Annotated in this window: 21 protein-coding genes and 1 pseudogene; 5 read left to right on the top strand and 17 right to left on the bottom strand. The window is 37.8% G+C overall.

The annotated features are described in order from the left end of the window. Positions 1-39: 39 nt before the first annotated feature. Complete coding sequence (locus ACIQYS_RS02350; protein ID WP_402974288.1) at positions 40-489, bottom strand: RrF2 family transcriptional regulator; 450 nt, start codon at positions 487-489, stop codon at positions 40-42. Positions 490-658: 169 nt separating this feature from the next. On the opposite strand from ACIQYS_RS02350, the pseudogene hmpA reads away from it, so the two are divergent. Both hmpA and ACIQYS_RS02360 read left to right on the top strand, forming a co-directional pair. Further along, positions 659-1,845: pseudogene (gene hmpA / locus ACIQYS_RS02355) on the top strand (NO-inducible flavohemoprotein). Between the two features lie 160 nt (positions 1,846-2,005). Next, on the top strand, positions 2,006-2,821 hold the full coding sequence (locus ACIQYS_RS02360; protein WP_402974291.1) for a GNAT family N-acetyltransferase: 816 nt from the start codon (positions 2,006-2,008) through the stop codon (positions 2,819-2,821). A 53-nt stretch (positions 2,822-2,874) separates the two neighbouring features. Here ACIQYS_RS02360 and ACIQYS_RS02365 read toward each other — a convergent pair whose 3' ends face one another. The 3 genes from ACIQYS_RS02365 to ACIQYS_RS02375 form a co-directional block, all read right to left on the bottom strand. Continuing rightward, the gene (locus ACIQYS_RS02365) at positions 2,875-3,489 is read right to left on the bottom strand and encodes a DNA-3-methyladenine glycosylase (protein WP_402974294.1); all 615 of its coding nucleotides are present in this window, start codon (positions 3,487-3,489) and stop codon (positions 2,875-2,877) included. After that, positions 3,461-4,732 (bottom strand): acetyl-CoA hydrolase/transferase family protein, encoded by a 1,272-nt coding sequence (locus tag ACIQYS_RS02370; protein WP_402974297.1) that lies wholly within the window; start codon positions 4,730-4,732, stop codon positions 3,461-3,463. The genes ACIQYS_RS02365 and ACIQYS_RS02370 overlap by 29 nt, the downstream gene beginning before the upstream one ends. 109 nt (positions 4,733-4,841) lie before the next feature. Then, on the bottom strand, positions 4,842-6,053 hold the full coding sequence (locus tag ACIQYS_RS02375; protein ID WP_402974300.1) for an MFS transporter: 1,212 nt from the start codon (positions 6,051-6,053) through the stop codon (positions 4,842-4,844). Between the two features lie 175 nt (positions 6,054-6,228). On the opposite strand from ACIQYS_RS02375, the gene thrC reads away from it, so the two are divergent. Together thrC and thrB are read left to right on the top strand one after the other, a co-directional pair. Then, complete coding sequence (thrC, locus tag ACIQYS_RS02380; protein ID WP_402974306.1) at positions 6,229-7,284, top strand: threonine synthase; 1,056 nt, start codon at positions 6,229-6,231, stop codon at positions 7,282-7,284. After that, positions 7,281-8,204: a homoserine kinase gene (gene thrB, locus ACIQYS_RS02385; RefSeq protein ID WP_402974311.1), complete on the top strand. Its 924-nt coding sequence runs from the start codon at positions 7,281-7,283 to the stop codon at positions 8,202-8,204. Before thrC ends, thrB begins: the two co-directional genes overlap by 4 nt. Positions 8,205-8,297: 93 nt before the next feature. Here the strand turns inward: thrB and zupT are convergent, their stop codons facing one another. The 10 genes from zupT to ACIQYS_RS02435 form a co-directional block, all read right to left on the bottom strand. Next, the gene (zupT, locus tag ACIQYS_RS02390) at positions 8,298-9,107 is read right to left on the bottom strand and encodes a zinc transporter ZupT (RefSeq protein WP_402974314.1); all 810 of its coding nucleotides are present in this window, start codon (positions 9,105-9,107) and stop codon (positions 8,298-8,300) included. Between the two features lie 46 nt (positions 9,108-9,153). Next, positions 9,154-9,843 (bottom strand): uracil-DNA glycosylase, encoded by a 690-nt coding sequence (locus ACIQYS_RS02395; protein ID WP_402974317.1) that lies wholly within the window; start codon positions 9,841-9,843, stop codon positions 9,154-9,156. A 50-nt stretch (positions 9,844-9,893) separates the two neighbouring features. Then, positions 9,894-10,505, bottom strand: coding sequence for a phosphatase PAP2 family protein (locus ACIQYS_RS02400; protein ID WP_402974320.1), 612 nt, complete (start codon positions 10,503-10,505; stop codon positions 9,894-9,896). 928 nt (positions 10,506-11,433) lie between these two features. Continuing rightward, positions 11,434-11,742, bottom strand: coding sequence for an antibiotic biosynthesis monooxygenase family protein (locus ACIQYS_RS02405; protein WP_402974323.1), 309 nt, complete (start codon positions 11,740-11,742; stop codon positions 11,434-11,436). After that, the gene (locus tag ACIQYS_RS02410; RefSeq protein ID WP_402974326.1) at positions 11,742-12,740 is read right to left on the bottom strand and encodes a siderophore ABC transporter substrate-binding protein; all 999 of its coding nucleotides are present in this window, start codon (positions 12,738-12,740) and stop codon (positions 11,742-11,744) included. The genes ACIQYS_RS02405 and ACIQYS_RS02410 overlap by 1 nt, the downstream gene beginning before the upstream one ends. Before the next feature lie 20 nt (positions 12,741-12,760). After that, positions 12,761-13,522 carry an iron ABC transporter ATP-binding protein gene (locus ACIQYS_RS02415; RefSeq protein ID WP_402974329.1) on the bottom strand — a complete coding sequence of 254 codons (762 nt, stop codon included), beginning with the start codon at positions 13,520-13,522 and terminating at the stop codon, positions 12,761-12,763. 2 nt (positions 13,523-13,524) lie between these two features. Beyond that, on the bottom strand, positions 13,525-14,472 hold the full coding sequence (locus tag ACIQYS_RS02420; protein ID WP_402974332.1) for an iron chelate uptake ABC transporter family permease subunit: 948 nt from the start codon (positions 14,470-14,472) through the stop codon (positions 13,525-13,527). Next, a complete protein-coding gene (locus ACIQYS_RS02425) occupies positions 14,462-15,415 on the bottom strand; it encodes an ABC transporter permease (protein ID WP_402974335.1) in 954 nt (317 codons plus the stop codon). The genes ACIQYS_RS02420 and ACIQYS_RS02425 overlap by 11 nt, the downstream gene beginning before the upstream one ends. A 251-nt stretch (positions 15,416-15,666) precedes the next feature. Continuing rightward, on the bottom strand, positions 15,667-16,512 hold the full coding sequence (locus ACIQYS_RS02430) for a DUF6612 family protein (protein ID WP_402974338.1): 846 nt from the start codon (positions 16,510-16,512) through the stop codon (positions 15,667-15,669). Positions 16,513-16,576: 64 nt separating this feature from the next. Continuing rightward, positions 16,577-18,064, bottom strand: a complete 1,488-nt coding sequence (locus tag ACIQYS_RS02435; protein ID WP_402974341.1) for a peptide MFS transporter — start codon at positions 18,062-18,064, stop codon at positions 16,577-16,579. A gap of 136 nt (positions 18,065-18,200) precedes the next feature. Here ACIQYS_RS02435 and ACIQYS_RS02440 point away from each other — a divergent pair, with 136 nt between their 5' ends. Further along, on the top strand, positions 18,201-19,919 hold the full coding sequence (locus tag ACIQYS_RS02440) for an ABC transporter ATP-binding protein (protein ID WP_402974344.1): 1,719 nt from the start codon (positions 18,201-18,203) through the stop codon (positions 19,917-19,919). A 38-nt stretch (positions 19,920-19,957) separates the two neighbouring features. On the opposite strand, the gene hflX is transcribed toward ACIQYS_RS02440, so the two are convergent. The 3 genes from hflX to ACIQYS_RS02455 form a co-directional block, all read right to left on the bottom strand. Continuing rightward, the gene (hflX, locus tag ACIQYS_RS02445) at positions 19,958-21,232 is read right to left on the bottom strand and encodes a GTPase HflX (protein ID WP_402974347.1); all 1,275 of its coding nucleotides are present in this window, start codon (positions 21,230-21,232) and stop codon (positions 19,958-19,960) included. 15 nt (positions 21,233-21,247) lie between these two features. Next, complete coding sequence (locus ACIQYS_RS02450) at positions 21,248-21,991, bottom strand: VOC family protein (protein WP_402974350.1); 744 nt, start codon at positions 21,989-21,991, stop codon at positions 21,248-21,250. A 99-nt stretch (positions 21,992-22,090) separates the two neighbouring features. Continuing rightward, positions 22,091-23,722 carry an AMP-binding protein gene (locus tag ACIQYS_RS02455; protein ID WP_402974353.1) on the bottom strand — a complete coding sequence of 544 codons (1,632 nt, stop codon included), beginning with the start codon at positions 23,720-23,722 and terminating at the stop codon, positions 22,091-22,093. Positions 23,723-23,762 lie beyond the last annotated feature (40 nt).

Here is a 23,762-nt window from a genome sequence, read left to right on the forward strand (position 1 = left end):
TCCTCCTAATCAAGTTAAACAATTTCCGAACTTATTTTATCATACATCCTGCTTGTCATTGAAAAGTAAATTTGCTAATTTGTGCTTTTGGTGCAAAAAATCTGCGAGCGTGTATTCATCCAATACCTTTAAATAGGCAAATAAGGCCCGATTCAATGCACCTTTTAGTCCGCAAACGGGCGAAATAACGCATGTATTTGTTTTACAATCGAAGCACTCTACTAAATGAAAGTCATCTTCCGTATGTCGAACTACTTGTCCTATGTTAATGGCCTGAGGCTCCATTGCCAAACGAATGCCACCTCCTCGTCCACGAATTGTTTCAATATAGCCTAGTTTCCCTAACTCATGTGTTACTTTCATTAAATGGTTTTTAGAAATACTATATGCATCTGAAATAGCTTGAATTGTAGAGAGTTCGTTTTTATCTTTTGTTCCCAAGTATATTAACACTCGAAGTGAGAAATCTGTATACATAGTCAATCTCATATTGCCACCGCCATTCTACCTTCTCATTATAACGATTTTGACAAACCCGTGAAAGAAATGTGTCCGATTTATAAAAGCCGCCTTAAAGATGTATTTAAAATATTGCTTTAAAGAATATTGAGGAGTATCGTAAAAAGTGTAAACACCAACAAAAAGGACGTGTAATAATATGTTATCTCAACAAACAATTGATATCGTCAAATCTACAGCTCCAGTTTTAGAAGTACATGGAGTAGCCATTACTACTACTTTTTATAAAAATTTATTCGAAGCACATCCAGAATTACTTAATATATTTAACCATGCGAACCAAGTAAAAGGTCGTCAACAAACGGCTCTTGCAAATACTGTATATGCAGCAGCCGTACACATCGACAACTTAGCAGCAATTATTCCAGTTGTGAAACAAATAGGACAAAAACACGTCAGCCTTGGCATTAAACCAGAGCATTATCCAATCGTCGGCGAGCACTTACTTGGTGCTATTAAAGAAGTACTAGGAGACGCTGCAACAGATGATATTATCAATGCGTGGGCTGAAGCATATGGCGTAATTGCGAATGCGTTTATGAGCGTTGAAGAAGAAATGTATGTAGCAGCAGAATCAAAACTAGGTGGTTGGAGATTCTTTAAAGATTTCACTGTAGTTCATAAAGAAAAAGAAAGTGAAAATATCACATCATTTTATTTAAAATCAGCAGACGGAAAAGCAGTACCCGCATATGCATCAGGTCAATTTATTACAATTCGAGTAATTGTTCCGGGGGAAAAATATTTACTAAACAGACAATATAGTTTATCTAAAGCTTTTGATTCCGAAACCTTCCGTATTTCGGTTAAAAAAGAAGATGAAAATAATCCAGAAGGAAAAGTATCCGTTCACCTCCACAATAACGTGAACGTTGGAGATACAGTAGAACTAAGTGCACCTGCTGGAGATTTCATCTTAGATCCAGAAAAATGTTCACCTGTCACTTTCATAAGTGGTGGGGTTGGGATCACACCTATGATGAGTATGTTCGAAACAGTTGCTAAAAACCAACCATCTCGAAAAGTTTCTTTCATCTATAGTACACGTAACGAAAGTTTACATCCATTCGATAAAGATATTCATTCATTAATGGAACCTATGGAAGATGCAAAATACGTTTCGCTTTACTCCGAAACGGGAGATGGGTTCATTACTAAAGAGGTTTTAGCAGAGCATTCGATTCAAAATGGAGATGTATATGTTTGTGGACCAGTTGGATTTATGGAAGCAATGATTAATCATTTGCTTGAATTAGGATATGCAAAAGAGCAAATCACTACGAGTTCTTCGGGCCTGTTATGCAACTTGAACTAGCAAACGCTTAATATATAGAGGGTTTAAAAGTGTTACTTCTTCTGGAGTAACACTTTTTTGATGTTGTCTGACCGCAGTCATTTTTTGACGTTTGAATATGCTATAAGTAGTGTGCATAAACGGAAGGTAGTGCTATAATTAGCCTATAATTCTATATAAGAGTAGAAATGAGTGAAGTTATTAACTATGACCAAACACTTTGAAAATAAATATCTTCCCCTTGCAGCTTTTTTCAAACAATCGACAAGTAAAGAAATTACTTTGACTTATAATGAAATGGAAGCGATAATCGGACAAGCTTTGCCGAATGCAGCTTATTTAAGTAGTAGCTGGTGGAAAAAAACAAAGCCACCTGCTTTACATTATTTTGCCTGGGCCGATTATGGATACTCGATCCGAGATGTTGAATTAGGAAAGTCCGTTCATTTCCATAGTGTGGTGCATGAAAAAGATGAAAGAATAGCGAATGAAAGCGAGCAAAAAGACATTTTGATCATACGAGAGGCTGAGCTAGAAGACGCTCGTCCTTTTATCAAGTTACAAGAAACTATTTTCTCAGAGACCGACTTTATGCTGTATGGGAAATCAGATATTCAAATGACCGTACAAGGTATTCGAAAAAATTTCACTTCTTGGAAAAACGAAGCCAATTCCATTCTGTTACTAGCCATTATGAATGGACAATATGCAGGCTATGTTCAATTCACTGGAGGTCCAGCCCCACGTGCCTTACATAGAGCATCTGTTGTAATAGGTGTAACGCAAGAATTTTCTAAAAAAGGAATTGCTTCTTCTCTTATGCTTCACGGCGAAAAATGGGCAAAAGAAGCAGGTATCTCTAAGCTCGAGCTTAGCGTTATTAAAGAAAATTTGAATGCCCAAAAACTATATAGAAAGCTTGGCTTCAAAAATGAAGGCGACCGACAAAACGCACTTATTATTAATGGACATTTTGTTGATGAATACTATATGGGAAAATTAATTTAAAAAGATCGACCCAGTTTAATTGGGTCGATCTTTTTGATGGTGAACGCTTCATATTATCTTGTTTTGGATACAAACGGATTGCCTGTTTCCCAAAATCTATACGGATAATGTATCGCTTCCCCGCTATTTTCGATACCGATTCTTGGGCCTGTAGAAATCGCGTTCACTTTCTCTCCTTCAGCCAAATACAAAGGCTTTTCCGTCCAATGCTTACCGTAGGATTCCATTGTAATTCCTAATGCTTTCGTCAATTTACCTGGACCATTTGTCCATTGTTTCATCGGTTGGTTTTTCCGAAATTCTTTCATTTGTTCTATACCTTGGATCGGTTCCACCGCACGTATTAATATCGCATTCGGGGTATCAACTGGCGCAGCAACTACATTGATCAGTGTATGAGTATGCATTTGATACGTATAGATAAGGCCTGGCTCTCCAAACATCACTTCTGTTCGTTTTGTTCTTCTATTACCGAAGCTATGTGCAGCTCTATCTTCCGGTCCCATATACGCTTCTGTTTCCACAATTTTTCCAATTAGGAGTCCTCTGCTATGTTCATGTACAATGTATTTACCTAGTAAGTCTCTTGCTAAGTCTAATGTCGGTTGATAAAAGAATGCTTTTTCCACTACCTTCAATTTAAATAAACCCCATTTTCTTTGCTTCAAATGTTAATTCTTCTCTAAATTTCGGGTGTGCTATAGAAATAAGCTGTTTTGCTCGCTCTGAAATGGGCTTGCCGTACATTTTAGCAATTCCATATTCTGTTACGATTGCATCTACATCATTTTTAGATGTAGTTACAACAGAACCTGGTGCAAGGCTTAGCTTGATACGTGAAATTTCGTCGTTTTTTGCAGTAGATGTCATACATACGAATCCTTTTCCTTCTTTAGCAAAACGAACTCCTCGTGCAAAATCAGCTTGTCCTCCAGTAGAGGAATAATATTTGCCTGCAACCGTTTCAGATGCACATTGGCCAAATAAATCGACTTCTGTCGTCGCATTAATGGAAACGATACGCTCTTCTTTTGCAATTTCACGTGGGTCGTTAACGATACTTACCGGTAAAAATTGGACAGCAGGATTATTATGTAAAAAGTTATAAATTTTATTGGAACCGTGTGCAAACGTCGCAATAATTTTACCCTTATTTGTAAACTTTTGAGTCCCGTCTACTGCACCCGCTTCTACTAAATCGACGATTCCATCCACAAACATTTCTGTATGGATACCTAAATGTCGATGTTCCTTTAATAGACTGACAACTGCATTCGGAATAGAACCTATTCCGATTTGCAATGTGTCTCCATTTTGAATGCTTTCCGCTACATACGAGGCAATTTGCATATCTTTTTCCCCAATAGGAGGCGCAATATCCTCGAACAAGGGACGATCATTCTCTACAAAACCAGCAATTTGGCTAATGTGAATCTGGTTTTCACCAAAAGTACGAGGCATATACTCATTCACCTCTAGTATGAACGGAACAGTCCCGATAAATTCACTTACAATATCCGCCTGTGTCCCTAATGAAAAATAGCCGAACTCGTCCATCGGGGAAGCAACTGCCATAATCATCGATAAGTTTGTTGACTGCCTTAGTATTCTTGGCATCTCATGGAAATGGTTTGGAACAAGGTCCACCATTCCTTGTTGGAACATTTTTCGTGTAGCGCCACTCAAAAAGTAAGAAACATGCTTGAGTTTTCCTGGATATGCACCTTCCATATACTTTCTTTGTTGCAAAGCTAATAGTTGATGTATCTTAACATTCGTTAGTTCATTTGCATTTGCTTCTAATATATCGAGTAATTTATGCGGTTCCCCATTGGTTAACGGAAAAATGATATCCGCATTTTTTTGGACTAAATCAATTACTTGCCTATTTGATAGCTGTTTAGTGTTCATTTTATTTGCACCTACAATTTTCATTTTTACTACTATTCCTTCATTTTACTATGTTTTATTAGGTAAACAAAATAAAACCTGCTTCCTATAAGGAAACAGGTTCCACCTTCTATTCGAGTTCTGTCTGTTTTGTCTCTGTACCTAGAAATAAAACTGATAATACGCCAATCACGATAGCAATACAGAAAATACCGAAAATATATCCAATTTCATACCCAGCAGCTACAAGTGATCCTACTAGAAGCGGTCCGAGAATACCTCCAACACGTCCAACTGAAGCCGCCATACCTGATCCAGTTCCACGGATTACAGTTGGATATTGCTCTGGAGAATATGCATATAACGCTCCCCAAGCACCTAGGTTAAAGAAGGACAGCAACATCCCCGATACGATTAATAACGTAGTCGTCTCTGCCGCACCAAATACGAATGCACTAGCTGCAGTTCCAAGCAAGTACGTAACCAACACAAACTTACGTCCAGCTTTCTCGATTAACCAAGCTGCTGAGAAGTATCCTGGAAGTTGTGCAATGGTCATGATTAACACATATTCAAAGCTCTTAATAAGTGTAAATCCTTTCATCACCATTACACTTGGTAGCCATAGGAACATTCCATAGTAAGAAAATACAACCATAAACCAAACAATCCAAAGCATAAGCGTTCGCTTTGCGTACTTCTTCGACCACACTTCTTTTATATTTTGCATAATCGATCTAGATTCTGATTTCTTTGCTGTATATTGCGGCGAATCTGGTAATTTAATCCGTAAATAAATTGCATAGAATGCTGGCAACGCTGTTATTAACAAAGCAATTCTCCAACCATAATCAGGAATGATAAAGTAAGCAATGAGTGCGGAAACAATCCAACCAGCAGCCCAGAAGCTTTCTAGCAATACAACAACGCGTCCTCTTTCTTTCGCTTCTACACTTTCAGACACTAATGTGGAGGCAACCGGAAGTTCTCCGCCAAGACCCATTCCAACAAAAAATCGGAAAATCAAAAATATAATTAGTCCTGTAGCTAGCGCAGATAATCCACTTGCGATTGAAAACATTAATAGCGTTAGCATGAATATCTTTTTCCGTCCTACTTTATCTGCAAAAACCCCAAATACGAGGGCGCCTACTGCCATTCCAATAGAGTTAATACTTCCGATCCATCCCATCTCTTCTGGTGTAAGATTCCATTCTACCGCAAGTGCTGCAATAACAAATGATAGAATCCCCACATCCATCGCATCAAACATCCAAGCAAGCCCTGCGATGCCTAGTAATTTATTTTTAGATATTGGTTTTTGTTTCTTTTTAGAGTTCATCATTTACCCCTGTCTTTACACATGTAATGTTTTTAGTTTACATGATTAGTATACCCATAGAATAGAGAACTTACAATAGTAAAATTCTGCTTGTTTTTTTTAAATTATTCAGGTAAAATGTCCATTATAGAAATACATATGTTTATTTAAGAAGAACAGAGAGGCGGATTACATCATGGCTTGGCAAGGACTAATCGAACATTACAAAGAGTTTTTACCTGTAACAGAGAAAACACCTAAACTATCACTACTTGAGGGAAATACGCCTCTTATTAAACTAGAGAATTTATCAAAAGAACTAGGAATTGAGCTTTACGGAAAAGTAGAAGGTGCAAATCCAACTGGTTCGTTCAAAGATAGAGGGATGGTCTTTGCTGTAGCAAAAGCAATTGAAGAAGGAAGCGAATGTGTTATTTGTGCATCTACGGGAAACACTTCTGCCGCTGCTGCTGCATACGCTGCTCGTGCTGGGATTAAATCGATTGTTGTCATTCCAAAAGGAAAAGTGGCATTAGGAAAGTTAGCCCAAGCTTGTATGTATGGTTCTAAAATTATTGAAATTGAAGGTAATTTTGATGATGCGCTGCAAATTGTTCGTAAAGTTAGTGAATCATCTCCGGTTGCACTAGTTAACTCGGTGAACCCATATCGTTTGGAAGGACAAAAAACAGCTGCTTTTGAAATTGTAGACGTATTGGGTTCTGCTCCAGATTATTTATGCATACCAGTTGGAAATGCCGGTAATATTAGTGCCTATTGGAAAGGATTCAAAGAATATAATGAAGCTAAACAATCAGGCTTACCGAAAATTTTTGGTTTTGAAGCAGAGGGCTCTGCAGCGATTGTACAAGGTGCTCCAATCCCTAACCCAGAAACAGTTGCAACCGCTATTCGTATCGGGAATCCAGCAAGTTGGACTTTAGCGGAAGCTGCTCGTGACGAATCTGGTGGTGTAATCGATGCTGTTACGGATGAAGAAATTCTGCAAGCTTATCAATTGATTGCTAGTCATGAAGGTATATTTGTTGAACCTGGCTCTGCCGCTTCTTTAGCTGGAGTTATTAAGTCAGTGAAAAACGGGAAAATTTCAGCAGGAAGCAAAGTAGTATCAGTCTTTACTGGTAATGGTTTGAAAGATCCAGATACTGCGATGGAAGTTTCTACAGTTGACTTAGTATCATTAAAAAATGACGAGGAAGAAATTCGCCAGTATATTGAGGGAGTACTATGAGTAAAAAGTGGTCTATTTCCATTCCTGCAAGTACAGCGAATTTAGGACCTGGTTTTGATTCGATTGGGATTGCTTTAAATAAATACTTGGAGTTAGAAGTTGAACTAGCCTCAAAGTGGAAAATTGATAACTTATCAGAAAACTTACCGAACGTTCCCGATCCGAAAGATCATCTTATTATCCAAGCTGCTGAGAAAACAGCGGAATTATATGGTCAAAGTCTGCCTCCGTGCCATCTATCTGCGAGGAGCGAAATCCCACTTGCTCGTGGTATGGGGAGCAGTGCATCTGCCATTGTGGCAGGGGTTGAACTTGCCAACCAAGTGCTGGAACTTGAACTGACTGCACAAGACAAATTGAAAGTGGCAACCTTAATGGAAGGTCATCCCGATAATGCAGCCGCTTCTATATTTGGCGGTTTTACGATTTCATCAAGTGCAGATAACGGCGAAATTCATGTATTTCATGCGTATCATATTGATGCTTCTTTTGTGTTATTTATTCCTAATTTTGAACTAAAAACGGAAGCAGCAAGAAATGTGTTACCGGATAGTTATACACGTCAGGTTTCCACACAAGCAAGCGCAACCGCTAGTTTACTTACTGCAGCTTTTCTTTCTCAATCATTTGAGCAAGCTGGCGTATATATGGAGCAGGATCTGTTTCATGAACCATATCGTCTTGATTTAATTCCCGAGAGTAGGGAGATTAAAGTTGCTGCGAAAAAGGCTGGTGCATTCGGTACTTGTATAAGTGGTGCTGGTCCTACCCTTCTATCGCTTGTACAAAAAGGAACGGAGCAGGAGTTCATTTCTAATCTAGATGGGATTTTCCCTAACTTTCAGCTTGTACCAGTGGAGATGAACCGAACCGGGATTGTCGTAAAAATTAAAAATGGCAGTGCAGTTTTCTCTAATTGAAAACTGCGCTGCCATTTTTCTGCTTTGAAAAATAAACAAACTCGTCGCGAACTTAGACTGTATTCCTCTATCACAGGCGCTTGTGCTTTTGTTTTATGTCATTAATACTAGACTTAGCGCCATTACTAACATTCCTGCTACAACTCCATACATAGAAGAATGTGTCTCATCATACTTTTTAGCTGCCGGTAGCAATTCATCTAATGAAATAAAGACCATAATACCGGCAACCGCTGCAAAAACAACTCCGAAAACAACACCATTTAAAAATGGCATCAATATTAAATACGCAACAAAAGCGCCTAGCGGTTCTGCAAGGCCTGAAAGAAAGGATAGTTTAAATGCCTTTTTACGATTACCAGTTGCATAATAAATCGGGACAGCGACAGCGATACCTTCTGGGATATTATGAATCGCAACCGCAATCGCAATCGCAATTCCTAAATTAGGATCTTGTAATGCAGATGCAAATGTAGCAATACCTTCAGGAAAATTGTGAATTCCTATAGCAAGTGCAGTAAAAACACCCATTTTCATCAACTTCGTATATTCTGCATTGTTCGGTTCTGTATCCATATCCTCCACACTTTTTACTTCATGCGGATTTCCGAGCTTTGGCAATAACCGGTCGACCAACGCAATAAAAATCATCCCGCCAAAAAATCCAACGATTGTCATCCAATATCCGTTTGTTGTACCAAGCTCTTCTGTTAACGAATCTTTTGCTTTCACGAATATTTCAACTAAAGAGATATAAATCATTACCCCTGCAGAAAATCCCAATGCGACAGATAAAAACTTCGTATTTGTACGCTTCGTTAACAATGATAGTAAACTACCTATCCCTGTTGCTAGACCTGCAAATAACGTAAGTAATAATGCAAAGACCACATTTCCGTCCACCTGAATCATCTTCTTTCTAAATATCGATTTTCATTTATTATACGCATTAAGTTTCCCTAGTACAATTCTTTTCGGCTGATGAAAATCCAAATTTTGAAGAAGCGATATATTTTCCAATTTTTTCCCAATCTCCTTCTAAAAAATCGCGATTGGAAGGACGATAAAATACAGCTGCTGGATGGTATGTTGGTATGATCATATATTTTTCATCCGACCATATAAATTTATTTTCTTCCAACGAGGCTAAATGTTGTATTTCGTGTTCGATTAGTTGTCCATGCAAAACAGACACTTTTGCATCTTTGCCTAGTAAACGTTGTAAGCCTACATTACCTAACGTAACAATGACGACTGGCGCTATATGGGTTAGTTCATAATCGAGCACTGGTGCATGGGCCACTATTTCTTGCTGAGTAGGTGGACGATTATACTTTCTTTTCGTCATCTCGCCGTTTCTTTCTTTTTTGTCTTTCCATACATATGGCCTGCTTCTCACTGCGCTTGTCATATATACGTTATCTCTTGTTAAACCGATGCTTGCAAGGGATTTGACTAATTCATCTCCTGCTCTGCCGATGAATGGTAACCCGTGGATTGCTTCATTTTCACCTGGTGCTTCTCCTATTAGCATAATAGTAGGGTTTTTTGGTCCTTTTCCTTTGACGAATCCTTCTACAGGAAATCCTTCTATTCTTTTCATGCCAAGTGTGACTAATTCATCCGGTAATTCAAACATTGCGCTTACACTCCTTTATAAAAAATCCTTTCCGAAGAGAGGAAAGGATTTTAGTCTATATTCTTTTTAAAATTATTTTTCCGAGATTCGTACCACAATGCAACGAATACAAACCATGTATACCCTGCCATCCAACCTGCTAGTACATCTGTGGCGAAATGGCGACTTTCTGCGATTCGAGATAATCCGATAAGTATTGCAAGTAAAAGTGCGCCAATCCATAATAGTACGCGAATCTTTTTATTGGATTGATGTTCTGCTAAGAAGTAGGCAATAGTGAATACGTATAATAATCCAACCATCGCATGCCCAGATGGAAAACTGAAGCTTTCTAATTGATTTGGAATGTCAGGACGCGCTCTTTGCACCCATTTTTTGAGTAGTTGGTTAAGTACATTTCCCACCCCTACTGTAAATAAACCAAATAACATGCCACGATAATTTTTTGAATGTATCCATAAGTATGCGAACAGGATTAGCATCATAATGACGATAAATTTTGGTTCTCCTAAATAATGAAATGGCGCGATAAATTGATTGCCATTTAACAGTTCATTCATTTTACGATCTAGCTGAACCATTTCTTCTGATGTAAATGTTATATATAATGTAGTAAATCCAAGTAATGTTACAAGTCCCAGTGGATAAAACCATTTTTTCATTGTGCCCACTCCTTTCAAACTTATTCATGATAAAAGTATAGTCTACATTATAGCTATGTACAATTGAAAGAAGTATTCATAATGATACGCTATTTAGGGATAAGCGTCTTAAATAGCTTTATCAGGTGACTGCTGCGATTTTCGCTGCAGTCGGAAGCTTTCCTCCGGGTGAGCGATGAGCCATCACCGACGCTTGCGCGTACGTTGTGATGGTTCACCTGTCTCACTGATCCGGCTGGAGTTGCAGCCCCTCCGCTTCAATCCACGAAAATTACTAACTAATAAGAGTCACTGTTTTTATATTCAATCCTATGTAGTATTTCTTGAAAATAACATCCAGTAAATGGGTAAGAGCAATCAAACAGCTATTGAAAGCAACCAATTCTATTCGGAAAGCAACTAACTTAGCACGAGAGCAACCAAATTGCTGGTGAAAGCAACTAACTCTTAAAATAACAAGTTTACTTGGGATGAGACGACGATGATTACGAGGTGTTATTTCAATAAATGGTTGAATAGTTTGAACTTTATCCTAGAAAATGTTCCACTTTTTTTTCGACTGCATTCTCTAATTAGGTTTAATGAATATTGCGTATTAGACCTGATAAATTTAAGTCTCTAAAAACTGCAGACTCCAAATTAGCAAGAATTTCCCATTGATTGCAGCGCAATGCGGCGACTCATGCTGGATAGCGGGACAGGTGAGACCCCGCAGTGGAGCGCCAGTAACCGAGGAGGCTCACCCGCCCGCCCAGCAGCGGAAATCCTAGCGGTAGCCTACTTACGACACATTATCCCTATATTACGTTTAATAAAATAGTGGCATACCTTATGTTGTTTGGAAAATGTTAGATCGATAACCTTTAGTTTGATAATTTCTTAAGCAATACGAAAAAATCCACGAGGATCAACTCCTCGTGGATTTTTATTATTTACTTGCTTTTAATTCATATACTCCACCACTGGACTCAATGATGTGATCAGGCTTTGGCTTACCAAGGTTTGCTTTATGACCCGCAATATGCTCGGGGCTCTTTTCCCAGTTTTTCCAATCTTGCTCTGACGCCCATTGAACGATGACTAGAACTTCTTCTTCCCCGCGACGAACTTTTTTCACAAGTACTTCTAGCTTTTCGAAACCTGGTTGCTTTTCGATAAGCCCTTCTCCTTGAAAACGATCTACGACAAGTTGGGAAGTTCCTTCTTTAACAATCATACGTCTAACTTGATAAAACATTATTGAATCGCCTCTAATACAGCAGCAAGTTTCGCTTTTTCTGATTCAATACCGCCACCTGATAAATACCAAGCTTCTGGATCTAAGTAAAAGACTTTGCCGTTTTTAACAGCATTTGTTTTACTAACGATTTCATTTTCAATTGCTGCTTTTGTACCTGATTCACCTTCAGAAGCTACTGCATCGCGGTCTACTACAAAAAGCATATCCGGATTTTTTTCAAGCACATATTCAAAAGAAACACTTTGTCCATGTGTAGATACTTCTAAGTTTTCATCAACAGGTTTAATACCATATACATCATGGATTACACCAAAACGTGAACCAGAACCGTAAGCACTTAATTCTCCTTCAGATGCAAGAACTACTAATGCTTTTTCATCTAAGTTAGCAGTTTTAGCAGTAATTTCTGCAACTTGTGCATCAATTTCTTCTAAAGCTTTCGTTGCTTCTGCTTCTTTACCGAAAATTTTTCCTGCTAATTCTGTGTTTGCTTTAAATGAGTTAAGATAATTTGTCGTGTCTAAGCCAACATAAACAGTTGGTGCTATTTTACTTAATTCTTCATATGCATCTGCTTGACGACCAGAGATGAAAATAACATCTGGTTTCATAGCGTGAATTGCTTCAAAATCAGGTTCTTTTAAAGCACCAGCGTTTTTATAAGTAGCTTCATCCGCATATTTGCTTAAATATTTTGGTAAGCTTTGTTGTGATACTGCAGCTACGTCAACGCCTAGTGCATCTAGCGTATCCAGGAAACCATAGTCAAATGCTACAACTGTTTTTGGCTGTTCTTTCAATGTTACTTCTGCATATCCTTCTGGTTGTGGAATTGTTAATGGATATACAGATGACTCATCTGTTGTAGCTGTTTCATCAGTAGTACCTTCGTTTGGATTAGATGTGTCTTCTGTTGCATCTTCTTTATTTCCACATGCTGCTAATACTAATAAAAGCATTGCGAACATGATCGTAAAAAATTTAAACTTTTTCATTTGTAAATTTCCCCTTTTTCTTATGAATTAAAATATACACAAATACGACAGCTATTCATTTCTTGGATTGGAATATCCATATCATAAATCTCTTTTAGGGCATCTGAATTAATAATTTCATGTGTTGGACCGTCCTTGATTACACGTCCATTTTTCAATGCAACAATATAGTCAGAATATACAGATGCAAAGTTAATATCATGCAATACAATGACGACTGTTTTTCCGAGCTCTTCTACAAGCTTTCGTAGAATTTTCATAATTTGGACAGAATGCTTCATATCCAAGTTGTTTAACGGCTCATCCAACAGAATATATTCTGTATCTTGCGCAATAACCATAGCGATGAAAGCACGTTGACGTTGCCCACCAGACAATTCGTCTAAATAATCATCTTGAATATCCGCTAAATTCATATATTCAATTGCTTGATCAATCATTCTCGTATCTTCTGCATTTAATCGTCCTTTAGAGTAAGGAAAACGACCAAAGGAGACTAGTTCACGTATCGTTAAACGAACGTTCATATAGTTCGATTGCTTCAAAATAGAGACGCGTTTAGAGAACTCATCGGATTTCCATTTACGTACATCTGATTTATCTAGTAAGACCTCACCCGTATCTGCATCCAATAAACGACTAACCATTGACAATAGGGTTGATTTTCCAGCGCCATTTGGCCCAATAAACGAAGTAATCTTTCCTGACTGGATATTGACACTTACTTTGTCTACTACTGGTTTTTTACCAAAGTGCTTTGTTATCTCTTTTACTTGGATCATACCTAAGCTCGACTCTCCTTTAATAATAAGTAAATGAAGTAAATTCCACCAATAAAGTTAATAATGACACTTAGTGTTGTATTAAACGTGAAAATTCTTTCCACAATCCACTGTCCACCTATTAAAGCAACTATACTCATCAAACTGGCACCAACTATAAGTATTGAGTGCTTGTAAGTCTTAAAATATTGATACGATAAGTTTGCCACGATTAATCCAAAAAACGTTATTGGACCAACAAGCGCAGTAGAAGTGGCTATTAACACTGCTGATAACACTAGCATACTTTTTACAATTTTATCGTAGTTGATACCTAAGTTAATCGCGTTGTCTCGCCCTAGAGACAATACATCCAATTCTCGAATGGACCGCCATCCGTATAAGATAGATAACGTAATAATAATCAGGGCGAACCATACTAAGCCACCATTTACATTATTGAAGCTCGCAAACATTTTGTTTTGCAAGTTTGTAAACTCGTTTGGATCGATTAGCACTTGTAAGAAAGTAGTAATACTTCCTAGAAATGTCCCTATAATAATCCCAACTAGTAATAAGAAATAAATTGGACGTTTCCCCGCGTTAAACAAAAAGCGATACAGCAAAAGTGCAAACACAACCATTGCTACTATAGAAATAAAGAAATTATAATTCTTGTTAATTACTAAAATGGACATCGAACCAAAAAAGTAATAAATGAATGTTTGTACAAGCATGTATAACGAATCTAACCCCATTACACTCGGTGTTAAAATTCGGTTATGCGTAATCGTTTGGAAAATTACAGTGGAGTAAGCAATTGCAACTCCTGTTAATGCCATTGCCAATACTTTAATCGCACGACGTGGCAACGCATAATCATAGCTACCATTTAATCCTTGGAATAAGTACAATGCTATACACAAAATACTTAAAGCAATTAAAAGAAGCATTTTTGTTCTATTTCGCATATGCTTTCCCCCTAAACAATAAGAATAGGAAGATTGCACTTCCGATAACACCAACCGTCATACCAATCGGTATCTCGTAAGGGAAAATGAGAACTCTACCTAAAATGTCACATATTAATAAGAAAATGACACCGAGTAGTGCTGTATGTGGTAATGTTTTTTCTAAATGATCCCCTTTAAAGATGGATACTATATTCGGGATGATTAGTCCTAGAAACGGGATCATTCCAACTGTTAAGACAACAGTAGTAGAAATCAATGCTACGAGCACCAGCCCTAAATTTAGGACCCTTTTGTAGGAAAGTCCTAGGTTTTTAGCAAAGTCCTCGCCCATTCCTGCAACGGTAAAACGATTTGCATATATGTACGCAATGATTAGTACCGGTACACTTATGTAAAGTAATTCATATCTGCCTTTTAAGATCAAAGAGAAATCTCCTTGTAACCAGACAGTCATATTTTGAATAATATTGGATTTGTAAGCAAAAAACGTTGTAATGGAAGATAGAATATTTCCGAACATTAACCCAACTAATGGAACAAATATTGCATCCTTAAATTTAATATGATTTAATATTTGCATAAATAACAATGTACCTGCTAATGCGAAGATAAAAGCGAATGTTATTTTCTCCATATACGTAGCATTTGTAAATACTAACATCGATATTAATACTCCTAGTCTAGTCGCATCAAGCGTCCCAGCTGTAGTTGGAGATACGAACTTATTCCTACTAAGACTTTGCATGATTAAACCTGCAATACTCATCCCTGCTCCTGCAAGTATAATGGCAATTAGTCTCGGTAAGCGGCTAATTAGAAATATTTGCGTCTCTTCCGAATTAAAGTCCAACAAGTCTGCTGGCGAAATTCTACTTACACCAACAAAGAGAGATAAAAGAGAAAGTGCTACTAGTGCAATTACAAGATATCTTTTTTTCATGTCTATCCTCATCATTCTTTTTGCGAGTTTACGATAGTGAAAATCATTATCATTTACCCGCAAATTAATTATAACATCTTGCCTATACAAGTCAACCTTTAAATGAAAATGATTTTCAATTAAAGATATACTATATATAAGCTATTTTGCCCCACTACAATCTTACTATAGATTAGGAGGAAAACAAAAAGACTGCTCCCAATTGTCCGTTTTATCGCAACAATTGGGAGCAGTTTATAAGTTCTACAATTTTATAGTTCTACAGCGTTATCGACTACTTCTTGCGGAATGACGATTTCTTCTACTTTGTTGAAATCAGAGAAAGTAGATTTTACGTCTTGTAATACTTTCATTTTCTCTCCGTCAACTTCCATATCCATATCAATTACAACATCTAATTTATTCGTTTGGAATGTCTCTTTATCAATGTGTATTAAATAGTTTACCGAGTTAATAACGAAATCCATTTGAATCTCTTCGCCAGCACCCATTGATTGCATCACTTCATCTACTTGCGCTTTTACAAGTTCTGTGAATTTCTCACCTGAAGCTTCGAGCGTCAATATATAGTTTTCATTATCTTGTTCGAATGTAAATTCATCTAAATATCCTTCAATCTGTTTCAATTGATCGGAAGCATTTGCTTGTTCTGCAGCATTCATAATTCCTGTCATCATTTCTTGTGGGAACTTCATCCACTCTCCAGCAGACTCTTCGTACACATAGAAATTATCCGCCGTGATATAACTTTCGGATGTTGATGTTTGAGCAGGCATACCTTCTGCCAATCCGTTTACAGTTGAAGTACCTTTTTGATGCATCTGCATAGGTTCTACTATATATTCCATATCCATTTTCGAGCTAATTTCTAATTCAGTTTCTTCACTCGGTACATTCATTGTTTGATTTAGATCCATTACTGCTCGTACACTTTTCAACTCTTCTGATGCAGCAATAGACTTATCATATACTTCTTGAAGTGTTAACTTACTCTTTTCTGTTACCTCTCCACTTCCTGCTGGAGTTGCAGTTTCGTTACATGCAGCTAAACCTAATGATAATGTGGCTACTGCTATAAGCGTTGTCCATTTTTTCATATCAGTTATCATCCCTTCATGCTTTGATAACTATTATACGAGGAAGGTTTCGGAAAGGTTTCATTTATTTTACTCCACGCATATATTTTTGGATTAAAGGCGTCATTAAGTATAATAACAATCCAATAACAAGCGCGAGGACACCAATTACACCGAAGTATATAATTTCATTTTCTGGTGTATACAATTTAACGACTTGTGCATTTATCGCTTGCGCGGATGCATTCGTCATAAACCACAAACTCATCGTTTGAGCTGCAAAAGCACCTGGGGCAAGCTTCGTTGTTGCAGATAAACCTACTGGTGACAATAGCAACTCACCAAGTACAACTAAGAAGAAACTTAGTACAAGCCAAAATGGATTAACAAGTGTCTCCGTTCCATTCGTATAAGCTGGAATGATCATCACAATGAATGACATCCCTGCAAAGAACAAGCCTAAAGCAAACTTTTTAGGCGTAGACGGTTGTCTATCACCAAGTTTTAACCACATCCAAGCAAAAATAGGTGCGAGCACAATGATAAATAAAGGATTCAGCGATTGGAACCATGCAGGCGATATCTCAAAAGATCCTACCATCAGATTAACGCGCTCATCTGCATACTGCGCCAATATATTCGCTCCTTGTTCTGCAATCGCCCAAAACATCATCGCCGCTACAAATAACGGAATATAAGCAAGCAATCTCGACTTCTCATCAGCCGATGTTCGATCACTTCTATACATTACGATGAAGTATAAAGTAGGAATAACAATACCTAAAATTGAAACCGTCATTGTAAATACATCAATTGTCATAATACCTTGTTGCACTAAAACATACCCAAGAGCTAACACGATTACAATGACAATACCGATTCTAGAAAATATCTTTTTACGTTCTTCTCTAGGCATTGGATTTGGCACATACGAACCAGCTAATCCAAGATTATTTTTCTTCGTTAGTAAAAAGACGATTAATCCTATGGCCATCCCAATTGCTGCTAGTCCAAATCCTAAATGGAAATTGTACTCAAGACCAACAGTTCCAACGATCAATGGCGCAAGGAATCCACCCATATTAATACCCATATAGAAAATACTGAATCCAGAGTCACGACGTGCGTCCTTCTCTGAATATAAATCTCCAACAATCGTTGAGATATTTGATTTCAATAGCCCTGTTCCGATGATGATAAGTGCCATCGAAATAAATAGTGGCGTAATTCCACCTGGAAACGACAATACAATATGCCCGAGCATTATTAATACTCCACCATAAAATACAGTTTTTGTCGTACCTAACAGACGATCGGCTATCCAACCACCAATAATCCCTGACATATACACAAGAGAACCATACACTGCCATTATAGAGTTTGCAGTAGATCTCTCAAGTCCTAATCCACCTTGTGTTACTTCATAATACATATAATAGATTAGAATCGCGCGCATCCCGTAGTAAGAAAAACGCTCCCAAAACTCCGTGAAAAATAAGGACATTAATCCTTTCGGATGTCCGAAGAAGCCTTTTTGAGGAACTGATTTTACAATTTCATCTTTTGAAAACATGCTTTTACCTCTTTTCTAAAATAAGATATTCATTATAACGTCCCCGCTTTTTCCTGTCAAAAAATATCCAATTATTTCGTTTTCTGAAATTTTCCGATATAATAGTCACGATATATAAAAGGATGGAGGAGATTTTGTGCTAAAGAAGTTTTTTTCATTTTATAAACCACATAAACGATTATTCGTTATCGATTTTAGTAGCGCGGTATTTGTCGCCATCCTAGAGCTTGCTTTTCCTATAGCAGTGCAACGGTTTATCGATGTATTATTGCCTACAGGCGATTGGAATATGATTGTACGAGTTAGTATTTTGTTGCTACTTGTATATATGTTGAGCACTTTTCTAAACTATGTAGTGAGTTATTTAGGTCATAAGCTCGGTATTAATATCGAAACCGATATGCGTCAGCAATTATTCACTCATGTGCAACGGCAATCATTCCGTTTTTTTGATAATACAAAAACCGGACATATTATGAGTCGCATTACGAATGACTTATTTGATATTGGTGAACTAGCCCATCATGGACCGGAGGATTTATTCATCGCAATTATGACGCTTATTGGTGCGTTTGTGATTATGTTCAATATCAATCCGGAGCTTGCGATTATCGCAATCGTTATGGTTCCAATCCTATCCATTGTTGCAACTTACGGAAATATTATGATGAATAGAGCATGGAAGAACATGTTCGGGAAAATAGCAGATGTAAATGCCCGTGTCGAAGATAGTGTATCCGGTGTACGTGTAGTCCAATCATTTACAAATGAAAAATTTGAAATCGCTCGTTTCAAAGAAGATAATGGGCAATTTCGACTAGCCAAACTACGCGCTTATAAAGTAATGGCTGGTACTCATACAAGCATTTATATGATGACCCGCCTCGTGACATTAGTCGTACTTGTTGTAGGGTCTTGGTTTACATTTAAGGAAATGCTCTCACCTGGTGAACTTGTAAGCTTTATCCTGTATGTCAATGTGTTGATCAAACCAGTAGATAAAATTACTGCACTTCTGGAGCTATATCCGAAAGGAATGGCTGGATTTAAACGATTTTTGGATCTTATAGAGCAAGAGCCAGAGATTAAAGATCGACCAAATGCTTTAAGTGTTACACATTTAAATGGAAACATTGAGTTTGAGAACGTTAGCTTCCGATACGATCAGCATAAATCTGTATTAGAAGGCATTAACCTATCAATTAAAGCTGGAGAAACAGTTGCGTTTGTTGGTCCGTCTGGAGCAGGAAAAACAACTATTTGTTCACTTATTCCACGTTTTTATGATGTGAATGAAGGTGCAATTTCAATAGATGGTCTAAATATTCAGGACGTAACGATGCAATCGTTACGTGCTCAAATTGGCATTGTACAACAGGATGTATTCTTATTTACTGGCACAATTGAAGAAAACATTGCTTACGGTAAAAAGGATGCTTCTACTGAAGAAATTCGTGATGCAGCGAAAAAAGCCCATTTAGAAGACTTTATTGCTTCCCTTCCAGAAGGGTATGACACGCAAATCGGAGAAAGAGGGCTTAAATTATCAGGCGGACAAAAACAACGCTTAGCCATAGCTCGTATGTTCCTAAAAAACCCACCTATTTTAATATTGGACGAGGCTACCTCCGCACTTGATACGGAAACAGAGAAAATTATTCAAAAGTCATTAATGGAGCTTGCAGAAAATCGCACGACGCTTATTATTGCGCATCGACTTGCGACTATTCGGGATGCGGATCGAGTGTTAGTCGTAACCGAAGATGGGATTGCAGAAGATGGTTCGTACAATGAGTTAGTTGCACAAGATGGTATATTCGCTAGGCTTCATAATATACAGTTCCAGCAAGTTTAAAAAGGAAGCTTATCGCCTGGGCGATAAGCTTCCTTTTGTTATTCTTGTACGAAAACAAATTGTTGCAATCGATCATAGTCTGATTTTTTCAGTTCTACTTTTATAAGCGTTCCTTCTTCTTCATAAGAAGTTGACTTAACAGACGCGTGTTCATTTAAATAAGATACAAGATCCCCTCTGTCAAAAGGGATTAACATACTGCATACAACATAGTCTGCAAAAATATGTTTTTTAATCGTCTCCAGCAGTTCATCTAGACCTGCTCCTTCTTTCGCAGAAATCCAAATATTTTCTCCAGCAACGTAAGGGTATCTCAAATCTGCCAAGTCTGATTTATTGTATACATAAATCGTTCGAACATCTTCCACTCCAACAGCGAGCAACGTTTCATTTGTAACATCCATCATATAACGGTGTTCTGGATTTGATACGTCTACTACATGGAGCAGTAAGCTCGCATCTCGTGCTTCTTCCAATGTGGAACGGAATGCTTTCACTAGGTGATGCGGTAGCTTACTAACAAATCCAACCGTGTCTGTTAATAAAAACTCTTTTTGGTCGGACAACTTAATCTGACGAACGGAAGTCTCAAGCGTAGCAAATAACATGTCCTTCTCAAATACTTGTTTAGAATCCGCTTGCCCAACTTTATGGAGCAATTGATTCATAATGGTGGACTTACCAGCATTTGTGTATCCTACTAATGATACGACTGGAATCGCATTTTTCTTTCGCTGTTTACGTTGTGTTTCTCGCTGGTATTTGACATGCTCCAACTCTCGTTTTAACTTAGCAATTTGGTCTTCAATTTTACGTCTATCTAGCTCTAGCTTCGTTTCCCCAGCACCACGGTTTTTAAAACCGCCGCCTGTCCCTCCTCCTTGACGACCTAGCGATGCCCGGAGCCCGACTAATCGTGGCAACATATATTGAAGCTGTGCTAATTCTACTTGCATTTGCGCTTCGCTCGACTTTGCACGACGAGCAAAAATGTCCAAAATGAGCATCGTTCGATCGATTACTTTACATTCTAAATCTCTTTCTAAATTTCGAATCTGCGAGGGTGTTAGTTCATCATTAAAAATAACAAGATTGGCACCAGCTTCGTCGTAAAAGTTTTTAATCTCTTCCACTTTGCCTGTACCGACATAATGGGAATTCGTTACCCGTTCTAGATTTTGCGTAACTTCACCTACTACTTCCACATTCAGCGCTTCTGCTAAATTGTGCAATTCTTCTAATCCGTATTCAAAATGCTCATCATGTTGCAAATTAACCGCAACAATGATTGCCTTTTCTATAAATTCTTCCAAAAATAATTCCTCCTCTTAGTGGAAGTGATACATTGCCTGTTCATATAGAAGCTTTTCATTATTCTTGAATCCTTCTATATGAACTACTGCTAGCCTTTCTCTCGTTCCCTTTTCTAAGGGTTTGAAGACTAATTTTGTATTTCTAAGTAATAATATGTGTTCATCTTCCTCTACTAAATCAAAATATCTTTTCCACTTATTCATTATTTCCCGTGGATGATGCACATGAAACTCACAGGCTGAAATGCTTAATTGTAAATTACTTTCGTTAATTGTGCCATCTTCTTGAAGTAATTGATAGCGATCTTCATCACTTTCCTCCCATTCGATGAAAAATGGGGTAGGCAATGCATCGCTTATTTCTTCTTTCACAAATAGCATCTTCCATTTACGTATCAGACCACTCGTTGTTTTTCTTTCAGCATGTAAAACTCCAGAGGTTTCTATACCTTTATCTTCTAGTTGTTGGCATAGTTCGTCAATTGTCGTCGTACGAATACAAATGGTTCCAAACCCAGGGGCTGTGGTCAAATCATGCAACAATAGATTAATTAATGGATGGTTCGCATTTTCGGCAATTTCCTTATGTTCAAGTGCTAACCACTCTATATAACTAGTGTTTGTGGATAAAAGCGCATTATATGTACCCCAATATGTATGCTGACCTCCCATAACTGCATGGAGACCTTTGTTGCTCCAATACGTCGCTACTTGACTCGGCGCCTTTGTTACGTGATGAACGATATGATCTAAATACATTTTAACAATCCTTTCCTATTTTAGTTGAATGAAAACGTGTAAAACAAAAGAGATGACTTAGAAATATGTCATCTCTTTGTCGATTTCCCGGGAAATATCTTACACGAAGACTTTTTCTTTCGACATTTCACGAAGTAGGAACTTTTGAATTTTACCGGATGCTGTCATTGGGTATGCATCGATAAACTCAATGTATTTCGGAATTTTATGATGTGATATTTTCCCTTTACAGTACTCCTTTAGTTCTTCTGCCTCTAAGCATTCGCCTGTTTTTAGAATAACCCACGCCATAAGCTCCTCTCCGTATTTCGGGTCGGGAACGCCAACTACTTGTACATCTTGAATAGCAGGGTGCTGATATAAAAATTCCTCTACTTCTTTTGGATAAATATTTTCCCCACCACGAATAACCATGTCTTTCATACGACCTGTTATATCAATATACCCTTCCTCATCCATAACCGCGATATCGCCAGTATGTAGCCACCCTTCTGCATCAATCGCAAATTTTGTCGCTTCTTCATTTTTATAATAACCTTTCATCACTAGATAACCTCTTGTACATAGCTCACCCGGCACTCCTGCTGGTGTATCTTCTCCAGTTACCGGATCGATAATTTTCACTTCTACTCCCGGATGTGCTTTCCCAACAGTGGATACACGTTTCTCAATCGCATCGTCCGTTTTCGTTTGGGTAATTACAGGAGAAGATTCTGTTTGCCCATATGCAATTGTAATTTCGGACAAGCCCATATCTCCCATTACCCTTTTCATCACTTCAATTGGACAAATGGAACCCGCCATAATTCCGGTACGCAAGGACTTAAGATTGAACTGAGCAAAATCTGGATGGTTTAACTCGGCTATAAACATGGTTGGTACGCCATGTAATGCTGTGCATTTTTCGTCCTGCACCATTTGTAATACTTTTTCCGCATTAAACTGTTCGATGATGACCATTGTTGTTCCATGAGTTACCGATGCAATTGTTCCCATGACACATCCGAAGCAATGAAAAAATGGTACTGGGATACATAATCGGTCATTTTCTGTGAGATGTATATAATCTCCAACAAGTTGTCCATTATTCACCACGTTCTTATGCGTTAGCATAACCCCTTTTGGAAATCCTGTTGTACCAGACGTATACTGCATATTAATGACATCTTCATTATGAAGTGCATTCAAACGTTGCGATAGCGTTTCATCAGATACTTTTTCTGCATGAGCTAGTAACTCAGACCAGTTATAAACTCCAGGGTATTCATTGTCACTCATGACAATGATACGTTTAAAATGCGGCAATTTCTCGGATTGGATTTTACCTTTTTCTGAGCCTTCGATTTCTGGGCAAACAGCACGTATAATGTCCAGATAGGATGTCCCTTTATATGACTCACATAAGATAAGCGTCGTTGCATCGGACTGTTGCAGTAAATACTCCAACTCTTTTTCCTGATAATTTGTATTAACAGTTACAAGAACAGCTCCCATTTTTCCTGTTGCAAACTGACTTAATAACCACTCTCTTTTGTTATCAGACCAGATCGCAACATGCTCCCCTTTTTGAATGCCCATACCAATGAATGCTTTTGCTAGTTCGTCCGTTTCTTCGTCAAATTCTCTATATGTTTTTCGAATACCATGCTCAGGATATACGTATGCTTCTGTTTCAGGAAACTTTCTCGCTGTTTCTTTTACAATTTGTCCAACAGTTTTTTCGTTTAACAAACAAATCTCCCCTTACTTGAGTGTTATTTCTTCCCCCTAT

Origin of the sequence: Psychrobacillus sp. NPDC096426, assembly GCF_044762745.1 — a bacterium.
In the GTDB taxonomy this organism is placed as follows: domain Bacteria; phylum Bacillota; class Bacilli; order Bacillales_A; family Planococcaceae; genus Psychrobacillus.

Coding starts and splice junctions, on each gene's coding strand:
- ACIQYS_RS02350 (WP_402974288.1), bottom strand. CDS start 489: ATGAGATTGACTATGTATACAGATTTCTCACTTCGAGTGTTAATATAC.
- ACIQYS_RS02370 (WP_402974297.1), bottom strand. CDS start 4,732: ATGAACACTAAACAGCTATCAAATAGGCAAGTAATTGATTTAGTCCAA.
- ACIQYS_RS02375 (WP_402974300.1), bottom strand. CDS start 6,053: ATGAACTCTAAAAAGAAACAAAAACCAATATCTAAAAATAAATTACTA.
- thrC (WP_402974306.1), top strand. CDS start 6,229: ATGGCTTGGCAAGGACTAATCGAACATTACAAAGAGTTTTTACCTGTA.
- thrB (WP_402974311.1), top strand. CDS start 7,281: ATGAGTAAAAAGTGGTCTATTTCCATTCCTGCAAGTACAGCGAATTTA.
- ACIQYS_RS02395 (WP_402974317.1), bottom strand. CDS start 9,843: ATGTTTGAATTACCGGATGAATTAGTCACACTTGGCATGAAAAGAATA.
- ACIQYS_RS02400 (WP_402974320.1), bottom strand. CDS start 10,505: ATGAAAAAATGGTTTTATCCACTGGGACTTGTAACATTACTTGGATTT.
- ACIQYS_RS02405 (WP_402974323.1), bottom strand. CDS start 11,742: ATGTTTTATCAAGTTAGACGTATGATTGTTAAAGAAGGAACTTCCCAA.
- ACIQYS_RS02410 (WP_402974326.1), bottom strand. CDS start 12,740: ATGAAAAAGTTTAAATTTTTTACGATCATGTTCGCAATGCTTTTATTA.
- ACIQYS_RS02415 (WP_402974329.1), bottom strand. CDS start 13,522: ATGATCCAAGTAAAAGAGATAACAAAGCACTTTGGTAAAAAACCAGTA.
- ACIQYS_RS02420 (WP_402974332.1), bottom strand. CDS start 14,472: ATGCGAAATAGAACAAAAATGCTTCTTTTAATTGCTTTAAGTATTTTG.
- ACIQYS_RS02425 (WP_402974335.1), bottom strand. CDS start 15,415: ATGAAAAAAAGATATCTTGTAATTGCACTAGTAGCACTTTCTCTTTTA.
- ACIQYS_RS02430 (WP_402974338.1), bottom strand. CDS start 16,512: ATGAAAAAATGGACAACGCTTATAGCAGTAGCCACATTATCATTAGGT.
- ACIQYS_RS02435 (WP_402974341.1), bottom strand. CDS start 18,064: ATGTTTTCAAAAGATGAAATTGTAAAATCAGTTCCTCAAAAAGGCTTC.
- ACIQYS_RS02450 (WP_402974350.1), bottom strand. CDS start 21,991: ATGTATTTAGATCATATCGTTCATCACGTAACAAAGGCGCCGAGTCAA.